Genomic DNA, 17,759 nt, shown 5'->3' with positions numbered 1-17,759 from the left:
TGTTTCCGGGTGATTTGATGAAAAACGCGGGGTTGAAGCAAGCGTTCCCTCTGGTTACTGCACGTTTCCCGGCCCACATGACAATCGTGCATTGTTCATTCATTCATTCTTTCACCCGTAGGATGCACTTGGCTTCGAAAGGTGAAACCATGACACATCGCAGGCGACTGCCGGCCGCCGCTGTTCTTCTTTGCGCCCTTCTGGCGGGCTGCGCCCAGATCGCGCCGGATCCCGGGGTCCGAAGGGATGATCCCAACGACATGCAGCTGATGGCTGCGGGCAGGGCCACCTGCCTGGCCACCAGCGCCAGCCAGAACGGCCAGGGCGCGGCGGCCACCAATGCCGTGCGCCGCGATGCGGGCCTGCCGCCCGTGCGGCCCGATCCGGTGCTGGCCCGGGTCGCGGCGCAGCATGCCTGCGACATGGCGAACCGCGGGCGCATGACCCATGCCGGCAGCAAAACCAGCGGCCCCGGCCCGCGCGTGAAGGCCGCAGGCTATGCGCCCGCCGTTACGGCGGAAAACATCGCCGCCGGGCCGTTCTCGCAAGAGCGGGTTCTGGCGGAATGGAACGCCTCGGGCGGGCACCGGGCCAACATGCTAATCCCGCAGCTGCGCGATTACGGCATCGGCCAGGCGATCGGGCCGGACGGCAAGACGCGGTTCTGGGCGGCGGTTTATGCCGCGCCGAAATGATCAGGCGGGTTCGGGCAGCGGCGGCATGTCGGTGAACTGCATCCGCGCCAGCCGGGCGTAAAGCCCGCCCTCGGCGACCAGGGCATCATGCGTGCCCTGGGCGACGATGCGGCCCGCGTCGAAAACGACGATCCGGTCGGCCTTCTTCACCGTCGCCAGGCGGTGGGCGACCACAACCGTGGTGCGGCCTTCGGAAAGGCGCTGCACCGCCGCCTGGACCAGGGATTCGGATTCCGCGTCCAGCGCGCTTGTCGCCTCGTCCAGCAGCAGAACGGGGGCGTCGCGCAGGATCGCGCGGGCGATGGCGATGCGCTGGCGCTGGCCGCCCGACAGCATCACCCCGCGTTCCCCCAGTGGGGTGTCGTAACCCTGCGGCAGCCCCGAGATGAAGTCATGGGCGTGGGCGGCGCGGGCGGCCGCCTCGACCTCGGAGGCCGGGGCATCGGGGCGGCCCAGGCGGATGTTGTCCAGCGCCGTCGCCGCGAAGATCACCGGATCCTGCGGCACCAGCGCCATGGCCTGCCGGAAATCGGCCCGCGCCATGTCGCGCAGGTCGATGCCGTCCAGCATGACCCGGCCCCCCGCCGGATCCCAGAACCGCTCGATCAGCTGGATCACCGTGGTCTTGCCCGCGCCCGAAGGACCGACCAGGGCCACCGTCTCGCCCGGCCGGATCGTCAGGCTGACGCCTTCCAGCGCCGAGACATCGGGCCGGGTGGGGTAATGGAAGCTCACGTCGCGCAGCTCGATATGGCCGCGCACCGGGCGAGGCAGGGGAACGGGCCGGGCGGGGTCGGTCAGCGCGTCCTCGGCCGCCAGCAATTCGCCCAGGCGTTCGGTGGCGCCCGCCGCGCGCTGCAACTCGCCCCAGATTTCCGACAGCGCGCCGGTCGATCCCGCAACCAGGATCGCATAGATCACGAACTGCACCAGCTGGCCCGCCGTCATCACGCCCGTGCGCACGTCCCGCGCGCCGATCCACAAGACGCCGATCACGCCCGCGAAGATCAGGAAGATCACGATGGCCGTCATCAGCGCCCGCGTGCGGATGCGCGCCAGGGCCACGTCGAAGGACCGCTCGGTCACCTCGTCGAAGCGGGCGATGCTGCGGGTCTCGTGGGTGTAGGCCTGCACCGTCTGCGCGGCCAGCAGCGTTTCCGACGCCGTCCCGGACGATGCCGCGATCCAGTCCTGGTTGGCGCGCGACAGTCCCCTCAGCCTGCGGCCCAGAACGATGATCGGCACCAGGATCACCGGGATGATCAGCAGAACCAGCCCCATCAGCTTCAGGGACGTGAAGGCCAGCATCGCCAGCCCGCCCGCCAGGATGATCATGTTGCGCAAGGCGATGGACAGCGACGAGCCGATCACCGACTGGATCAGCGTCGTGTCCGTGGTGATGCGCGACAGGATTTCCCCGGTCATCACGCGTTCGAAAAAGGCGGGGGACAGGGTGACGACGCGGGCGAAGACCGCCTTGCGGATGTCGGCCACGACCCGTTCTCCCAGGCGGGTGACGAAGAAATAGCGCGCCGCCGTGCCCAGGGCCAGAAGCGTTACGATGATCAGCGCGGCGCCGAAATATTCGTCCAGCAGGCCCGCGCCGTCGTCGAAATTGTCCACCACCCGGCGCGCGGCCAGGGGCAGGACCAGGCTGATGGCCGATGTCGCGGCCAGCGCGATCAGCGCCAGCACGACCTGCCCGCGATAAGGCCGCAGGAACGGTCCCAACGCGCGCAGCGCGCCCACGCGCCTGCTGGTGGGCCGGTCGGAGATGATCGTCGTGCCGCGTGCCATGTCTGCCTTGTCCGGTCGATATGCCCCAGGGGGTTTAGGGGCTGGCGTCCCTCAGGACAAGCGCGGGACGCCGGGGATCAGCCTTCCGTCGGCAAGCTGCTCCGCGATCCCGTCCACGGCCCATGCCAGCTTTTCGTCGATGATGTGCAGATACTGCGTCCAGTCCGACAAGTGCTGCAAGTCCGCCGCGCCGTCCGAGATGCCGCGAAGCCCGATCAGCGGAACGCCGAAATGCTGGGCCGCGCGCAGATGGGCGAAGGTTTCCATGTCCACCATGTCCTCGGCGATCGCGGCATAGGCCGGGCCGCTGACGATGTCGGCCCCGGTGGAAAGCGTCGCCTCGGGGATCCCTTCGACCCGGTGGGGCAGATCGACCCGCACGGGCAGGTCCAAAAGCGGCGTGCGCCCTTTTTCGAAGCCCAGGGCCGAGGCGTCCATGTCGCGATAGGCCACCGCCGCGACCTGATACACCTCGGCCTGTTCCAGCCGCGCGGACCCGGCCGATCCCAGCGAAACGATCAGGCGCGGAAGCCCGGGCATTCCGGCAAGGGCGGCGGTCAGCTGCACCGCGCCCTCGACCGGGCCGATGCCGGTGATCAGCGGGTCGATGCGGGCGCGCAGGGCGGGGCCGTATTCGGCTTCGGCCGCCATGACGAACAGGACGGGAATGTCCGCGATGAGGGTGGGGGACTTGGGCATGGAACCTCGCGCGTTGCCGCGGCAGGGGTCGCACGGGGCGGGGCCGCGGGTCAAGCATTGGCCCTTGCGGGGCGCGCGGCATCCGTGGCAAGGGCGCGCCATGGGCAAGGTCAGCGATCTTTATCGGCAGCGCGTGGCGGACGGGCGGATCCGGCCTGATGACGCGCAGCAATCCGTGCTGCCGCATCTGGACCGCGTGCTGGACGACATCGCCGCCGCCCCGGCACCGGAAAAGCGGTCGGCCTGGCGCGCCTTTCTGGGCGTGGGCAGCCCGCCGCCCCCTGCGCCCGCGGCCAAGGGGCTTTACCTTTGGGGCGGGGTCGGGCGCGGCAAGTCCATGCTGATGGACCTGCTGGCCGAGGCCGCCACCGTTCCGGTGCGCCGCGTCCATTTCCACGAATTCATGCAGGAAATCCAGGCCGGGCTGAACCGCGCCCGGCAGCGGGGCGATCAGGACACCGTGCGGCCCGTGGCGCTGGAGGTCGCGGCCCGGGTCCGCCTGCTGTGCTTCGACGAGATGCAGATCACCGACATCGCCGACGCGATGATCGTGGGGCGGCTGTTCCAGGTCTTGCTGGAACAGGGGGTGGTGATCGTCACCACCTCGAACCGGGTGCCCGAGGATTTGTACAAGCACGGCCTGAACCGGCAACTGTTCCTGCCTTTCATCGACCTGATCCGCCGGCGGCTGGAGGTCGTGTGCCTGGACAGCGCCGTCGATCACCGGCAGGGGCGGGCGACGGGCGGCCCCGTATGGTTCTGCCCGGCGGATGCGGCGGCCAAGGCGGCGATGGATGGGATCTGGGACGATCTGACGGCGGGTGCCGAGGGCGAGCCGCGCCGGATCGAAGTGGGCGGGCGCCATTTCGATCTGCCGCAGTTTGCGGATGGCGTGGGCCGGTCGGGATTCTGGGATCTCTGCGGCAAGCCCCTGGGTCCGGCGGATTACCTGGCCTTGTCGCGCGCGGTCGAGGTGCTGATGATCGACGGCATCCCCAGGCTTTCGGCTTCGAACTACAACGAGGCCAAGCGGTTCGTGACCCTGATCGACGCGCTTTACGAGGCCAAGGTGCGGCTGATCGCCAGCGGGGCGGACCAGCCGGAACAGCTCTACAACGAAGGCGAAGGCAGCTTCGAATTCGAGCGCACCGCCAGCCGCCTGCGCGAGATGCAGGACGCGGATTGGGGGCGAGCGGCGGATTGAGGAAATTTGCCGGATTTGTCCCGCGACAAGTCCGGTCTCGCCTGTCCGGTCGCGCCTGTCTGCCCCTTGGCAAGCGCGACACCGCGCGCGCCCGGGCAGCCGTGACCGGATTGCCCGCTCGAATTGCCAGGGTCGGATTGCCAGGGTCGGATTGCCCGGCCGGATTGCCAGGGTCGGAATGGATGGCGCTTCTTTATCCTCTTTGCCCTGCGTTTTCGTGGGGCCGGTCCGGGCATCCGTGCGCCGGACGGCTGCCTGCCGGATTTCCGGCACCGTTCAGCCGTTCTCGCGCAGAACCCGCCCCGCCAGATACAGCGACCCGCAGATCAGGATCCGCGCCTTGGCATCCCGCTCCACGATCCCCGCGACGGCCGCCGCCGCGTCCGGCGCGGTGGTTGCGGTCATGCCCACGCCGCTTGCGGCCCCCGCCGTGGTCTCGGCGGGCAGGGTGTTCGCCTCGCCCGGAATGTCGATGGCGGTCAGGGACCGGGCCTGCGCCACCAGCGGCCGCAGATAACCCGCGATGTCCTTGGTGTTCAGCATCCCGCAGACCAGATGCGTGGGGCGCGGCGGCAGGGCGGCCAGCGTCGCGGCCACGGCCTCGCCCCCTGCCGGGTTGTGGCCGCCGTCCAGCCACAACTCGGCCTGCGGTCCGGCCAGATCGACCAGGGGACCGTAGCGCAGGCGCTGCATCCGGGCGGGCCATTCGGCCTGCGTCACCGCCGCGCGGGCCTGGGCCTCGGTGGCGCCAAGGTGGCGCAGGGCGGCAAGCGCGGTTCCCGCGTTCCGGATCTGGTGCGGGCCGAGAAGGTTCGGCAGCGGCAGATCCCACAAGCCGTGGTCGTCCTGGTAGACCATGCCGCCCCGGTCGCGCGCGATCATCCAGTGCTGGCCATGGGCGAAGACCGGCGCGGTCAGCCCCGAGGCCCTGGCTTCGATCACGCGCAGGGCTTCGTCGTCCTGCGGGCCGACGATCACCGGCACGCCGCGCTTGATGATCCCGGCCTTTTCAGCGGCGATCAGGGGAAGGGTCTCGCCCAGATATTGCGTGTGGTCGATGCTGACCGGGGTTATGACGGTCAGGCGCGGGTTGTCGATCACGTTGGTCGCGTCCAGCCTGCCGCCCAAGCCGACCTCCAGCAAGGTGTAGTCGGCAGGGGTGCGCGAAAAGGCCAGGAACGCCGCCGCCGTGGTGATCTCGAAAAAGGTGATGGGCTGGCCGGCGTTGGCGGCCTCGCATTCCTCCAGCGTCGCCGCCAGGTCGGCTTCCGCGATCAGATCGCCCGCCAGCCGGATGCGTTCGTGGAAGCGCGCCAAATGGGGCGAGGTATAGGCATGGACGCGCGCGCCCCCCGCCTGCAAGCCCGCGCGGATCATCGCCTGGGTGCTGCCCTTGCCGTTGGTGCCCGCGATGTGGATCGCCGGAGGGATGCGGCGTTCGGGGTTGCCAAGCGCGGCCAGCAGACGGCGCATCCGGTCCAGCGACAGGTCGATGACCTTTGGATGCAGCGACATCAAGCGGTCGAGAACAGCGTCAGAGTGGCTCATGCCTTCACCGCCGGGGGCCAGCCCCCGGACCCCCGGGGTATTTCGACAAAGAAGAAATCTAGTCCGCCTGCGCGGGTTCGGGCTGGACGGGTTCAACGGCGGGCGCGGGCAGGTCGGCGCGGGTGGGCGCGGACAGCCCGCCCATCATGCGCAGGATCGAGACCAGTTCGTCGCGCAGCCGCTTGCGGTGCGTCACGCGGTCCAGCATGCCGTGTTCCAGCAGGTATTCGGCGCGCTGGAAGCCTTCGGGCAGCTTCTCGCGGATGGTCTGCTCGATGACACGGGGACCGGCGAAGCAGATCAGGGCGTTGGGTTCGGCGATCTGGATGTCGCCCAGCATGGCATAGCTGGCGGTGACGCCGCCCGTGGTGGGATGGGTCAGAACGACGACATAGGGCAGGCCGGCCTCGCGCAGCATTTCCACGGCGACGGTGGTGCGGGGCATCTGCATCAGCGACAGGATGCCTTCCTGCATCCGCGCGCCGCCCGCGGCGGAAAACAGCACCAGCGGGCGCTTCGTCCTGACCGCGCGCTCGGCGGCGGCGATGACGGCGTTGCCCACATACATGCCCATCGACCCGCCCATGAAGCTGAAGTCCTGGGCGGCGGCGATCACGGGGGTGCGGCCGATCTCGCCCTCGGCCACCAGCATCGCCTCCTTCTCGCCGGTGGCCTTTTGCGCGGCCTTCATGCGGTCGGGGTATTTCTTCTGGTCGCGGAAGCCCAGGGGGTCGGCGATGGGTTCGGGCACCTTCACCTCGACAAAGGCGCCGCCGTCGAACAGCGCGGCGAAACGGTCGCGGGGGCTGATCGCCAGGTGGTGGTCGCAGTTCGTGCAGACGTTCAGGTTGTCCGACAGTTCGCGGTGAAACAGCATCGTGCCGCATTCGGGGCATTTGGTCCACAGGTTCTCGGGCACCTCGCGGCGCGAGAACAGCGAATTGATGCGCGGACGGACGTAGTTGGTGATCCAGTTCATTCGCGGGCGGCCCCTGCTGTTTTCAAGCCCCCGAGATAGGCCGCGACGGGGGGAATTGCAATTGCCGCGGCGGGCGGGAATGATGCGCGCCATGTGGGCCTCATTCCTCGTCATGCTGCATACGGCGGTCACGCTGGCCCTGATCGCGCGCGTTCTGATCCGGCCGCGGCTGGACCCTTCCGTCCGGCTGGCCTGGATCATGGTGATCGAGGCGCTGCCGCTGGTGGGCATCCTGGCCTATGTCCTGTTCGGCGAGGTGCGGCTGAACCAGGCCGAGGTGCAGCGCATGGCGGACGTGCGCGACCGGCTGACCAACCTGCGCGTCCCGAACCCGGGCGTGATCGCCGAACCCCCGCATTACACGCTGCCGGTGGTGGCGGCCAACGCGGCGGTGGGCGGCATGCCCGCGCTGTCCGGGAACCGCATCCGCCTGCTTGAGGAAGGCGACGAGGCCATCGACCGCATGATCGACGCCATCGACGCCGCACGGGATCACGTCCATGTCCTGTTCTATATCTGGCTGGCCGACCGGTCCGGCCAGAAGGTGGCCGAGGCCGTGGCCCGCGCCGCCAGCCGGGGCGTCGAATGCCGGGTGATCGTCGATGCCCTGGGATCGCGCGGGCTGGTGCGCTCGGCGCTGTGGACGCACATGCAGGAGGCGGGGGCCGAATGCGTCACGGCGTTCCCCTGGGGCCTGCCCTTTATCAGCGTCCTGTTCCGCAGGCTGGATCTGCGCAACCACCGCAAGATCCTGGTTGTGGACAACCGCGTGGCCTTTTCCGGCAGCCGCAACTGCGCCGACATGGCCTTTGCCATCAAGCCGCGCTTCGCCCCCTGGGTGGACATCCTGATGTCGGTCGAAGGCCCGGTGGTGCGGCAGTTCCAGTCGGTCTTCCTGGGCGACTGGATGAGCTATACGGGCAAGGATCTGGGCGACATGCTGCAACCCGTGGCCCCCGTCGCCGACCCGGGCGAGATCGCGCAGGTCATTCCCACCGGACCCGACCGGCGGCAGGGCTCGATCTCGGACTGCCTGGCGGGGATGCTGCATGCGGCGCGCGACCGGGTGGCGATCACCACCCCCTATTACGTGCCCGACACCGCGCTGGACGCCGCCGTGCGCGCCGCCGCCCGGCGCGGGGTCGAGGTGACGATGATCCTGCCCGCCCGCAACGATTCCCTTGTGGTGGGCGCGACCAGTCAGGGCTTCTATTACGGGCTTTTGTCGGCGGGGGCGCGGATCCTGCTGTTCGAGGACGGTCTTCTGCATTCCAAGATCATGACCGTGGACGGCCGGATGGGCATGGTCGGCAGCGCCAACCTGGACCGCCGCAGCTTCGAACTGAACTACGAGGTCAACATGGCGGTCTTCGACCATGAATTCGTGGCCGAACTGGACGCACGCCAGGACAGCTATGCCGAGCGGTCGCGCGAGATCACGCTGGAGGAGGTCCGCGGCTGGTCCATCCTGCGCCGGCTGCGCAACAACCTGCTGGCGCTGGCCTCGCCGCTGTTGTGAGGGAGAAAGGACATGGAAGCCACCGAGATAGAAGCCCGGCTGGAAGCCCTGGACGGCTGGCGGCTATCGCCGGACGGCCAAGCGATCACCCGCCGCTTCGCCTTCAAGGGCTTTGCCAGGGCGGTCGAGATGGCGAACCTGGCGGCCTGGCTGGGCAACCGGCGGAACCATCATCCCGATGTGCGCTTTGGCTGGGGCTATTGCGAGGTGTCCTTCACCACCCATGACGCGGGCGGCCTGACGGATGCGGATTTCGCCTGTGCCGCCCGTTTGAACGACCTGGTCGCGTGACGCTTGTCCGCGTCAGGGCCGCCGTCTATCCAGACAAGGAACGCACAAGGCTTCTTGAATGGTCAAGACTATGCTGCAATTCTTGGGGTTGGGTCGGGACCGCGCCGATTGGGCCCGCCTGGCCGACAAGCAGGAGCGCAACCCCCGACCCGTCGATCCCGGGCTGCGGGAACGGGCGCAAATCCTGCATCGCCAGCTGTCGCGGTTCCTGCAAGCCTCGGATCCCTGGATGCTGCGCAAGAACGGGGTGTCCGATGCCGACCTGCCGCCCGGGACGGACTGGCATTGGCGCCCGCATCTGCTTGCGGGGCGGATCAGCCCGCAGGCCATCGCCTCGCCCGGGAACGGACAGCGGCTGGGCGAGGATGCGGCCTTGTGGCACGACTGCCCGCACCGGGCGCTGATCCTGCGCCAGTCGATCCGGCCGCAGCCGGGGCGGGGCGCAAGCTACGGCCTGCGGATCGAGATGCTGGGAACCACGTGCAGCTTTCTGTCGCTGACGCTGGACTTGCCGGGCGGTGCGCTGGACGGCCTGGGTTCCGACCGGGTGCTGCTGCTGGACACGGTGATGGACGCGGAACGCCCGATCACGATCTATGCCCGCGTCAACCTGGTGCAGGGGCCGAACACCGAAACCATGCTGCGCCAGCTTGGCCATCCGGTCGAAGGGCAGGGCGCCGCGCGCCGGGTCGAATTCGACCTGGCCTATGCCGATCTGGCGAACCGCCCGGTCGAAATGGCCTGGCTGGATCTGATCTTCGAATCGCCGCGCATGAACGCGGTCAGCATCAACGACGCGGTGGTGTCGCACCATCCGCGCGCGCAGACATGAAGGGGGCCGCGATGAGGTTCGAAAGCCACGGCGTCGTGGCCGGCTGCTGGACCGGCGCGCTGCAAGGGACCGGCACGCTGCCCGAACTGTCGGTGGTCCATCGCGGCCAGGTTGTCGCAAAGGCGGCCTTGCGCGATGCGGGGCCGGGCGTCTGGTCGGTCACGGCCGATCTTCCCGCCACGGTCATCGGCAGCGGGGTGAATGGCCTGGTGCTGGTGGCGGGCGATCCCGACAGCGCCGGGTCGCGGGTTCTGGGCAGCCTGACCCTTGTCGCAGGAACGGTCGCGGGCGACGACCTGCTGGCCGAGGTCGCGCAACTGCGCGCCGAGCTGGAACTGGTGAAGCGCGAGTTCCGCCGTTTCGCCGCGGGCGGCTGAGCCGCTGTCATTCGCCCGTCACGCTTTCTTGCGAAAAGCCTGGGCCGTGGCTATATCGGCCCTTTCGCTTTGACCCCCCACAAAGGTTTCGCATGGCCGCGATGCAGACGCCCTTCTATCTGATCGACAAGCCGGCGCTGCGGCGCAACATGGAACAGGTCGCCCGCCTGCGCCGGGCCTCGGGCGCCAAGGCGCTGCTGGCGCTGAAATGCTTTGCCACCTGGTCGGTTTTCGATCTGATGCGCGACTGCATGGACGGCACCACCTCGTCCTCGCTGTTCGAGCTGCGGCTTGGGCACGAGGAGTTCGGCAAGGAAACCCACGCTTATTCCGTCGCCTGGGCCGATCACGAGATCGACGAGGCGGTGGGTTATGCCGACAAGATCATCTTCAACAGCCTGTCGCAGCTTGACCGCTTCGGCGACAAGGCGGCGGGGATCGCGCGCGGATTGCGCCTGAACCCGCGCTTTTCCACCAGCGGCTTCGATCTGGCCGACCCCGCGCGGCCTTTCAGCCGCCTGGGCGAATGGGACATGTCGCGCCTGGACGCCGCGATGGACCGGATCAGCGGCGTGATGATCCATTACAACTGCGAGAACCGCGACTTCGACCTGTTCGACAGCCAGCTGACCCGGATCGAGACCGAGTTCGGCGACATCCTGAAGCGCCTGGACTGGGTGTCGCTGGGCGGCGGCATCCATTTCACGGGCGAGGGCTATCCGCTGGACCGCCTGGCCGACCGGCTGAAGGCCTTCCAGGACCGCTGGGGCGTCCAGGCCTATCTGGAACCGGGCGAGGCCAGCATCACCGGCGCCGCCACGCTGGAGGTCAGCGTGCTGGACATCATCGACAACGGCAGGCGGATCGCCGTGGTGGACAGCAGCACCGAGGCGCATATGCTGGACCTGCTGATCTATCGCGAAACGGCCAAGCTGCCGCGGGCGGGCGATCACGAATATCAGATCGCGGGCAAGACCTGCCTTGCGGGCGACATCTTCGGGGACGCGCGGTTTGCGCAGCCCCTGGCGGTGGGCGACCGGATCAGCATCGCGGATGCGGCGGGCTATACCATGGTCAAGAAGAACTGGTTCAACGGCGTGGCCATGCCCGCCATCGCCATCCGGGAAGACGACGGGACCATTCGCACCGTCCGCAGCTTCCCTTATGAAGACTACAAGTCCAGCCTTTCGTAAGGCGCCCTCTCCCCAACCCCGGAAAGGATCCGTAATTGGCCAAGAAGAACGTCCTCATCATCGGCGCGGGTGGCGTCGCGCAAGTCGTGGCGCACAAGGCGGCGCAATGGGCCGCGGAATTCGGCGATCTGCACATCGCCAACCGCACGCAGGCACGGGCGGACGCGATCATCCAGACCCTGCGCGACAAGGGCCACGACATGCCCTTCGCCAGCCACGCCCTGGACGCGATGAACCCCGATGAGGTCGAGGCGCTGATCCGCAAGGTCGGTGCGGGCATCGTGATCAACGTGGGCACCGCCTTTATCAACATGACGGTGCTGGAAGGCTGCATCCGCGCGGGCGCCGCCTATATCGACACGGCCATCCACGAGGATCCGGCGAAGATCTGCGAAACGCCGCCCTGGTACGGCAACTACGAATGGAAGCGGCGCGAGGACGTGGCGGCCGCAGGCATCACCGCGATCCTGGGCGCGGGCTTCGATCCGGGCGTGGTCAACGCTTATGCCCGCCTGGCCGAGGACGAGTATTTCGACACCATCGACAGCATCGACATCGTGGACATCAACGCCGGGTCGCATGGCCGGTATTTCGCCACGAACTTCGACCCCGAGATCAACTTCCGCGAATTCACCGGCGTGGTTTATTCCTGGCAGGGCGGCGAGTGGAAAACGAACAAGATGTTCGAGGTGGGCCGCGAATGGGACCTGCCCGTCGTGGGCAAGCAGAAGGCCTATCTGTCCGGCCATGACGAGGTTCACAGCCTGTCCGCCCGCTACAAGAACGCCGACGTGCGCTTCTGGATGGGCTTTGGCGATCACTACATCAACGTCTTCACGGTGTTGCAGAACCTGGGCCTTTTGTCCGAACAGCCCGTGAAAACCGCCGAAGGGCAGGAGGTCGTGCCTTTGAAGGTCGTCAAGGCGGTGCTGCCGGATCCTGCCAGCCTCGCGCCCGATTACCAGGGCAAGACCTGCATCGGCGATCTGGTCAAGGGCAGCCGGGACGGCAAGCCCGGCGAGGTCTTCATCTACAACGTCGCCGACCACAAGGAAGCCTTTAACGAGGTCGGCAGCCAGGGCATCAGCTACACGGCGGGCGTGCCCCCGGTCGCGGCGGCGATCCTGATCGCCCGCGGCACCTGGGACGTGCGGAAGATGGCCAATGTCGAGGATCTGCCCGCCCGGCCCTTTCTGGAACTGCTGGGACAGATGGGCCTGCCCACCCGCGTGATCGACAGCGCGGGCGATCACCCGATCTGACGCGGCCCGGCCCGGCCCGGAACGACCGGGCCGCCCTTCGCGTTCGGACCCCGGGGCAGTGACGCAGGAAGGGCGCGAAGGCCGTGGCCGACAAGCAATTCAGCTTTCCGCGTTTCCGCCCGGACGGCAGCGGCGCCAGCGGGCGCGCCGCCAACTGGGCCATTGTCGGCATCTTCCTGATCATGGCCTTTGCGGCCATTGCCGCCGGGCGCGACTTCCTGATGCCGGTGACGCTGGCGGTGCTGCTGTTCTTCGTCTTCACGCCCCTGCGCCGTCTGGCCCGCCGCCGCGGCATCCCCGACGGGATGACCGCCACCGCCGTGACCATGGGACTGGTGGTGGCGGTGGCGCTGATCGGCCTGGGCGCCAGCGGCCCGGTCAACCAGGCGACCCGGAACCTGCCCACGATCAAGGTCCGGCTGGAACAGAAGTTCGGCGAGCTGCGCGAGTCCTTCAAGGAATTGCAGCAGGCCGCCCAGCAGATCGAGGACGTCCAGAACACCGGCGTCCCCGGCGAGGCCGCCCCCACCCTCAGGGTCGAGGAGGTGGGCGAAAGTCCCCTGACCGCGCTGATGAAGTTCACCCCCGCCATCGCGGGCCAGGTGGTCTTCACGCTGATCCTGCTGTTCTTCATGCTGGCCTCGGGCGATCTTCTGTATCTCAAGATCGTGCAAAGCTTCGATTCCCTGCAAAAAAAGCGCAGCGCCTATCTGGCCCTGCGCCAGATCGAGGATTCGCTGGGCAATTACCTGGGCGCGATCACGATCATCAACGCGGGGCTTGGCCTGGCCATCGGGCTTGCGATGTTCGCCTGGGGCATGCCGGGGGCGCTCCTGTTCGGCCTGGGCGCCTTTGTGCTGAACTACATCCCCTATCTGGGCGCGATCACGGGCGTGGCTGTGTCGGGCACGGTGGCGCTGGTGGTCATGCCGGGCGTCTTCTGGCCGATGATGGTGGCGGGCACCTATATGATGCTGACCGCGCTGGAAGGGCAGGTGATCACGCCCTATTTCGTGTCGCGGCGGTTGCAGATGAACACCGTCGTGGTGTTTCTGGCCGTCGCGCTGTGGGCCTGGCTGTGGTCGGTGATCGGCATGATCATCGCCGTGCCGGTGCTGGTCGTGCTGCGTGTCCTGGCCGATTATGTCCCCGGATGGGAAAAGTTCGGCAACTTCCTGGCGGGCGAGGAACCCCCCGCCATCGAGGACGAGGACGAGGAGGAAGCCCGCGAGATCGTCGAGGCCGGCTCCGGGGCCGAGGATCAAAGCGCCGCGCGGCGGGTCACGGCGGCGGTGGTGACCGAGGAAAAGGCCGGGGATTAGGTATCTTTTCCAGGTGGCAGAAAAACTTTTCATCCCCGGCTTGGAAAGGCGCGAACCGTGACGTAAGGCATGCCAAAGTGCGCAATGGTATACCGCCGCCCGAATCGCAAAGGAGCAGCACCATGACCCCCACCCGTTACACCCAGCGGCATGGCCTGGACGTGGCCGAGGAACTGGCGGCCTTCGTGGAAGGCCAGGTGCTGCCCGGCACCGGCGTCGACGCGGACCGCTTCTGGTCGGGCTATGCCGAACTGCTGACCGGCTTTGCCGCCGAGAACCGCGCCCTGCTGGACCGCCGCGCGGCGTTGCAGGACCGCATCGACGCCTGGCACAAGGCGCGCGGCAACCAGCCTTGGGACGTGTCGGCCTATCGCGCCTTTCTGGCCGAGATCGGCTATCTCGTGCCCGAACCCGCCCCCTTCGCCATCGACAACGGCCGCATCGACCCCGAGATCGCCCTTGTCGCCGGGCCGCAGCTGGTGGTGCCGGTCAGCAATGCCCGCTTCGCGCTGAACGCCGCCAATGCCCGCTGGGGCTCGCTCTACGATGCGCTCTACGGGTCCGACGTGATGGGCCCGCCGCCCGCCGGGGGCGGCATCGACCCCGCGCGCCGGGACGTCGTTGTCGCCCGCGCCGCGCAATTCCTGGACGAGACCTTTCCGCTGGCCCAGGGCAGCCATGCCGCCGTGGCGGGCTACCGGGCCGATGCGGACGGGCTGATGGCGACCCTGGACGGGGCCGAGGTGCCGCTGCGCGATCCCTCGGCCTTTGTCGGCACGCATGTCTCGGGCCAGGACACCGGCTATGTCCTGCGCCACAACGGCCTGCATGTCGAACTGGTCGTCAACCCCGGCCATCCGATCGGCGCGGCTTTTCTGTCGGGGTTGCGCGACGTGGTTCTGGAAGCCGCGCTGACCGCCATCCAGGATTGCGAGGACAGCGTCGCGGCGGTGGATGCCGCCGACAAGGTCGGCGTTTACGCCAACTGGCTGGGCCTGATGAAGGGCGACCTGACGGACAGCTTCGAAAAGAACGGCAAGCCCATGACCCGCCGCCTGGCCGCCGACCGCACGGTGACGCGCCCCGACGGCGGCACGATCACCCTGCCGGGCCGCGCGCTGCTGCTGGTGCGCAACGTGGGCCTGCTGATGACCACCGACGCCGTGCGCCTGAACGGGCAGGACACGCCCGAGGGGCTGATGGACGCAATGGTCACGACCGCCTGCGCCATCCACGACCTGAAGAAGGCCGAAGGCCCCCGCAACAGCCGCGTGGGCGCGATCTATGTCGTGAAACCCAAGATGCACGGCCCCGACGAGGCCGGTTTCGCCGACCGCACCTTCGCAAAGGTCGAGCAGATCCTGGGCCTGCCCGCCAACACCGTCAAGCTGGGCCTGATGGACGAGGAGCGCCGCACCAGCGCCAACCTGGCCGCCACGATCCACGCGCTGCGCAACCGCGTGTTCTTTATCAACACGGGCTTTCTGGACCGCACCGGGGACGAGATCCACACGTCCATGCAGGCGGGGGCCTTTGCCGGGCGCGACGCCACGCGCCGCTCGGACTGGCTCAAGGCCTACGAGGACCGCAACGTGCTGATCGGCCTGGTTTGCGGGCTGCGCGGCAAGGCGCAGATCGGCAAGGGCATGTGGGCGAAACCCGATGCCCTGGCGGAAATGCTGCAAGCCAAGATCGCCCATCCGCGATCGGGCGCGAACACCGCCTGGGTGCCCAGTCCGACGGCCGCGACGCTTCACGCGCTGCATTATCACATGGTCGATGTCGCCGCGCGCCAGGACGAACTGGCGGGCCAGCCGATCCCCGACCTGGACGCCCTGCTGACCCCCGCGCTGATGGGCGACGCGCCCTTGCCGCAGGACGAGATCCTGCGCGAGGTGGACAACAGCGCGCAGGGGATCCTCGGCTATGTGGTCCGCTGGGTGGACCAGGGGGTCGGCTGTTCGAAGGTGCCCGACATCGACGACGTGCCGATGATGGAGGACCGCGCCACCTGCCGCATCAGCGCGCAGATTCTGGCGAACTGGCTGGAACAGCGGCTGATCACCCGCGAGCAGGTCGAGGACGCGCTGCGCCGCATGGCGGCAAAGGTGGACCAGCAGAACGCGGGCGATCCGAACTACATCCCGATGGCGCCCGGCTTCGACGGTCCCGCCTTCGAGGCGGCGCGCGATCTGGTGCTGACGGGAACGGCGCAGCCCTCGGGCTATACGGAACCGGTGCTGCACGCGCGGCGGCGCGAGGCCAAGGCGCTGCGGCGCGGATAGGATCGTCCGCGTATCCTGTTCCGTCCCGTTCTGCTAGCCTCGCGCCAGGCAACCCCCCGGATGCAGGTGGTGGCGGAACGCGCCTTCGATGAACACCAGATGGGCACCTCTGCCCCCGGGGGGGGGGCTGACATGCACCAGATCCACCGGCAGGCCGATTTCGCGGCGATACCGGCCGCCGGACATATCCCGTCGCCGGGTCGGTCCGCAGCGGCCGGTCCGCCCGCCGCGAAAGCTGCCCGCCCACCGCCCCGGCGTGCCAGCAGCGTGGACATGCCAAGGCCGGCTCGCCCCCGAAAGCTTTCCCAGCAGGCCGGCGGTGGGCCGGCGGCGGCTCAGCCCTGCTTCTGGAACTCCATCTGCCGCACCAGCCACAATGCGATCGCCGTCGCGACCGCCCCCGACAGAAGGTACAGGCCCGCCGCGAACAGGCCCAGGGTCGTGGACAGGAACAACGCCGTCAGCGGTGCCAGCCCCGCCCCGAACAGCCAGGCAAGGGCCGAGGCAAAGGCGGAATCGGTGTAACGGTTGCGGCTGTTGAACATCGAGGCGACCGCGCCCGACGACAAGCCGAAGCTGATCCCCAGGATCAGGAAGCCCCCGATCATGTATGCGGACACGCCGGTCTTGCCGCCTTGCAGCAGCAAGGGCGCCAGCAGGCTGAAGGCGCCGATGGCAAGCGCGCCCCACAGCAGCACGCGGCGGCGTCCGAACCAGTCCGACAGCCAGCCCGACAGCAGCACCGAGGCCAGGCCGAAAGCCGCGCTGACCGCCGTCAGGTTCAGGAAGAAGGTCAGCGGCTCGCTGGTGTAAAGATAAACCCAGGACAGCGGGAACACCGTGACCATGTGAAACATCGCAAAGCTGGCCAGCGGCACGAACGAGGCCAGCCAGATGGCCCGCCAGTCCGACCGGAAGGCGGTGCGGATGCGGGTGGGCTGCAACTCGCGCGTCTCGAAGGCCTCCTGGAACTCGGGCGAGGCGATGATGCGCAGCCGCGCGAACAACGCCACCACGTTGACCGAGAAGGCCACAAAGAACGGATAACGCCAGCCCCAGTCCAGAAAGTCCTGTTCGGACATGCTGGACACGAGAAAGGAAAACAGCAGCGCCGCCACGATCAGCCCGATGGGCGCGCCAAGCTGCGGCACCATCGCGTAGAAGCCGCGCTTCTTCCTGGGCGCGCTCAGCGCCAGAAGCGAGGCAAGCCCGTCCCAGCTGCCGCCGATGGCCAGGCCCTGGCCGATCCGCAGGGCCGCCATAACCACGATCGCCCATTCGCCCAGCACCGCATAGGACGGCACCAGACCCATCGCCACCGTCGAGGTGCCCAGCAGGAACAGCGCCAGCGTCAGCTTGGCGACGCGCCCGTGCTTGCGGTCGATGCGCATGAAGATCGCGGTGCCCACGGGCCGCGCGACAAAGGCCAGCAGCACCAGCAGAAAGGACAAAAGCGTCCCCTGCAAGGGATCCGCGAAGGGAAACAGCCGCGCCGGGAACACGATCACCGAGGCGATGGCGAAGACGAAGAAGTCGAAGAATTCCGAGGTGCGCCCGATCACCACGCCGACCGCGATGTCGGACGGCGAAACGTGGATGTCGTCGGCATCCTTGCCGGGGCTTCGGGAGGTTTCGGCAGATGTCGCCATTGCGTGGACCGCTCCGGGTTGGGCCAGAAGGCTTGAAGGGCAGATCGGGCGACATCCCGGGGGATTCGCGCAGTTCCGGCAATCCATGCACCAGAACGGCGCGGATG

The 17,759-nt window shown here is 68.1% G+C and carries 15 protein-coding genes; 10 read left to right on the top strand and 5 right to left on the bottom strand.

What is annotated here, in order from left to right:
- The first annotated feature begins 149 nt into the window (after nt 1-149).
- Nucleotides 150-695 (top strand): CAP domain-containing protein, encoded by a 546-nt coding sequence (locus tag ACFOM8_RS07010; protein WP_377760576.1) that lies wholly within the window; start codon nt 150-152, stop codon nt 693-695.
- Here ACFOM8_RS07010 and ACFOM8_RS07005 read toward each other — a convergent pair whose 3' ends face one another.
- Together ACFOM8_RS07005 and ACFOM8_RS07000 are read right to left on the bottom strand one after the other, a co-directional pair.
- On the bottom strand, nt 696-2,492 hold the full coding sequence (locus tag ACFOM8_RS07005) for an ABC transporter transmembrane domain-containing protein (protein WP_377760574.1): 1,797 nt from the start codon (nt 2,490-2,492) through the stop codon (nt 696-698). It abuts the gene before it with no gap.
- A gap of 51 nt (nt 2,493-2,543) precedes the next feature.
- Complete coding sequence (locus ACFOM8_RS07000; RefSeq protein WP_377760572.1) at nt 2,544-3,191, bottom strand: 5'-methylthioadenosine/S-adenosylhomocysteine nucleosidase; 648 nt, start codon at nt 3,189-3,191, stop codon at nt 2,544-2,546.
- A 100-nt stretch (nt 3,192-3,291) separates the two neighbouring features.
- Here ACFOM8_RS07000 and zapE point away from each other — a divergent pair, with 100 nt between their 5' ends.
- Entirely contained in the window at nt 3,292-4,395 is a 1,104-nt protein-coding gene (zapE, locus tag ACFOM8_RS06995; protein WP_377760570.1) for a cell division protein ZapE, read from the top strand.
- Nucleotides 4,396-4,671: 276 nt separating this feature from the next.
- Here the strand turns inward: zapE and ACFOM8_RS06990 are convergent, their stop codons facing one another.
- The gene (locus tag ACFOM8_RS06990) at nt 4,672-5,943 is read right to left on the bottom strand and encodes a bifunctional folylpolyglutamate synthase/dihydrofolate synthase (protein ID WP_377760568.1); all 1,272 of its coding nucleotides are present in this window, start codon (nt 5,941-5,943) and stop codon (nt 4,672-4,674) included.
- Nucleotides 5,944-6,001: 58 nt separating this feature from the next.
- The gene (gene accD, locus ACFOM8_RS06985) at nt 6,002-6,922 is read right to left on the bottom strand and encodes an acetyl-CoA carboxylase, carboxyltransferase subunit beta (RefSeq protein ID WP_377760566.1); all 921 of its coding nucleotides are present in this window, start codon (nt 6,920-6,922) and stop codon (nt 6,002-6,004) included.
- 112 nt (nt 6,923-7,034) lie between these two features.
- Here accD and cls point away from each other — a divergent pair, with 112 nt between their 5' ends.
- From cls to ACFOM8_RS06945, 8 genes are all read left to right on the top strand, one after another.
- Entirely contained in the window at nt 7,035-8,441 is a 1,407-nt protein-coding gene (gene cls / locus ACFOM8_RS06980; RefSeq protein WP_377760565.1) for a cardiolipin synthase, read from the top strand.
- Between the two features lie 12 nt (nt 8,442-8,453).
- On the top strand, nt 8,454-8,732 hold the full coding sequence (locus tag ACFOM8_RS06975; protein WP_377760564.1) for a 4a-hydroxytetrahydrobiopterin dehydratase: 279 nt from the start codon (nt 8,454-8,456) through the stop codon (nt 8,730-8,732).
- 58 nt (nt 8,733-8,790) lie between these two features.
- Nucleotides 8,791-9,564 carry a DUF6478 family protein gene (locus ACFOM8_RS06970; protein ID WP_377760563.1) on the top strand — a complete coding sequence of 258 codons (774 nt, stop codon included), beginning with the start codon at nt 8,791-8,793 and terminating at the stop codon, nt 9,562-9,564.
- A gap of 11 nt (nt 9,565-9,575) precedes the next feature.
- The gene (locus ACFOM8_RS06965) at nt 9,576-9,941 is read left to right on the top strand and encodes a hypothetical protein (protein WP_377760561.1); all 366 of its coding nucleotides are present in this window, start codon (nt 9,576-9,578) and stop codon (nt 9,939-9,941) included.
- 92 nt (nt 9,942-10,033) lie between these two features.
- Nucleotides 10,034-11,134, top strand: coding sequence for a carboxynorspermidine decarboxylase (locus tag ACFOM8_RS06960; RefSeq protein ID WP_377760559.1), 1,101 nt, complete (start codon nt 10,034-10,036; stop codon nt 11,132-11,134).
- 35 nt (nt 11,135-11,169) lie between these two features.
- A complete protein-coding gene (locus ACFOM8_RS06955) occupies nt 11,170-12,396 on the top strand; it encodes a saccharopine dehydrogenase family protein (RefSeq protein ID WP_377760557.1) in 1,227 nt (408 codons plus the stop codon).
- A gap of 83 nt (nt 12,397-12,479) precedes the next feature.
- Nucleotides 12,480-13,718, top strand: coding sequence for an AI-2E family transporter (locus tag ACFOM8_RS06950; RefSeq protein WP_377760555.1), 1,239 nt, complete (start codon nt 12,480-12,482; stop codon nt 13,716-13,718).
- 122 nt (nt 13,719-13,840) lie between these two features.
- Nucleotides 13,841-16,003, top strand: a complete 2,163-nt coding sequence (locus ACFOM8_RS06945; protein ID WP_377760554.1) for a malate synthase G — start codon at nt 13,841-13,843, stop codon at nt 16,001-16,003.
- Nucleotides 16,004-16,338: 335 nt separating this feature from the next.
- Here the strand turns inward: ACFOM8_RS06945 and ACFOM8_RS06940 are convergent, their stop codons facing one another.
- On the bottom strand, nt 16,339-17,652 hold the full coding sequence (locus ACFOM8_RS06940) for an MFS transporter (protein ID WP_377760552.1): 1,314 nt from the start codon (nt 17,650-17,652) through the stop codon (nt 16,339-16,341).
- Nucleotides 17,653-17,759 lie beyond the last annotated feature (107 nt).

The organism is Paracoccus angustae (assembly GCF_042648745.1).
In the GTDB taxonomy this organism is placed as follows: Bacteria; Pseudomonadota; Alphaproteobacteria; order Rhodobacterales; family Rhodobacteraceae; genus Paracoccus; species Paracoccus angustae.
This window is presented reverse-complemented; position numbering and strand designations above follow the sequence as displayed.

Coding starts and splice junctions, on each gene's coding strand:
- ACFOM8_RS06945 (WP_377760554.1), top strand. CDS start 13,841: ATGACCCCCACCCGTTACACCCAGCGGCATGGCCTGGACGTGGCCGAG.
- ACFOM8_RS06940 (WP_377760552.1), bottom strand. CDS start 17,652: ATGGCGACATCTGCCGAAACCTCCCGAAGCCCCGGCAAGGATGCCGAC.
- cls (WP_377760565.1), top strand. CDS start 7,035: ATGCTGCATACGGCGGTCACGCTGGCCCTGATCGCGCGCGTTCTGATC.
- ACFOM8_RS06965 (WP_377760561.1), top strand. CDS start 9,576: ATGAGGTTCGAAAGCCACGGCGTCGTGGCCGGCTGCTGGACCGGCGCG.
- accD (WP_377760566.1), bottom strand. CDS start 6,922: ATGAACTGGATCACCAACTACGTCCGTCCGCGCATCAATTCGCTGTTC.
- ACFOM8_RS07010 (WP_377760576.1), top strand. CDS start 150: ATGACACATCGCAGGCGACTGCCGGCCGCCGCTGTTCTTCTTTGCGCC.
- ACFOM8_RS06990 (WP_377760568.1), bottom strand. CDS start 5,943: ATGAGCCACTCTGACGCTGTTCTCGACCGCTTGATGTCGCTGCATCCA.
- ACFOM8_RS07005 (WP_377760574.1), bottom strand. CDS start 2,492: ATGGCACGCGGCACGACGATCATCTCCGACCGGCCCACCAGCAGGCGC.
- zapE (WP_377760570.1), top strand. CDS start 3,292: ATGGGCAAGGTCAGCGATCTTTATCGGCAGCGCGTGGCGGACGGGCGG.
- ACFOM8_RS07000 (WP_377760572.1), bottom strand. CDS start 3,191: ATGCCCAAGTCCCCCACCCTCATCGCGGACATTCCCGTCCTGTTCGTC.
- ACFOM8_RS06975 (WP_377760564.1), top strand. CDS start 8,454: ATGGAAGCCACCGAGATAGAAGCCCGGCTGGAAGCCCTGGACGGCTGG.
- ACFOM8_RS06960 (WP_377760559.1), top strand. CDS start 10,034: ATGGCCGCGATGCAGACGCCCTTCTATCTGATCGACAAGCCGGCGCTG.
- ACFOM8_RS06970 (WP_377760563.1), top strand. CDS start 8,791: ATGGTCAAGACTATGCTGCAATTCTTGGGGTTGGGTCGGGACCGCGCC.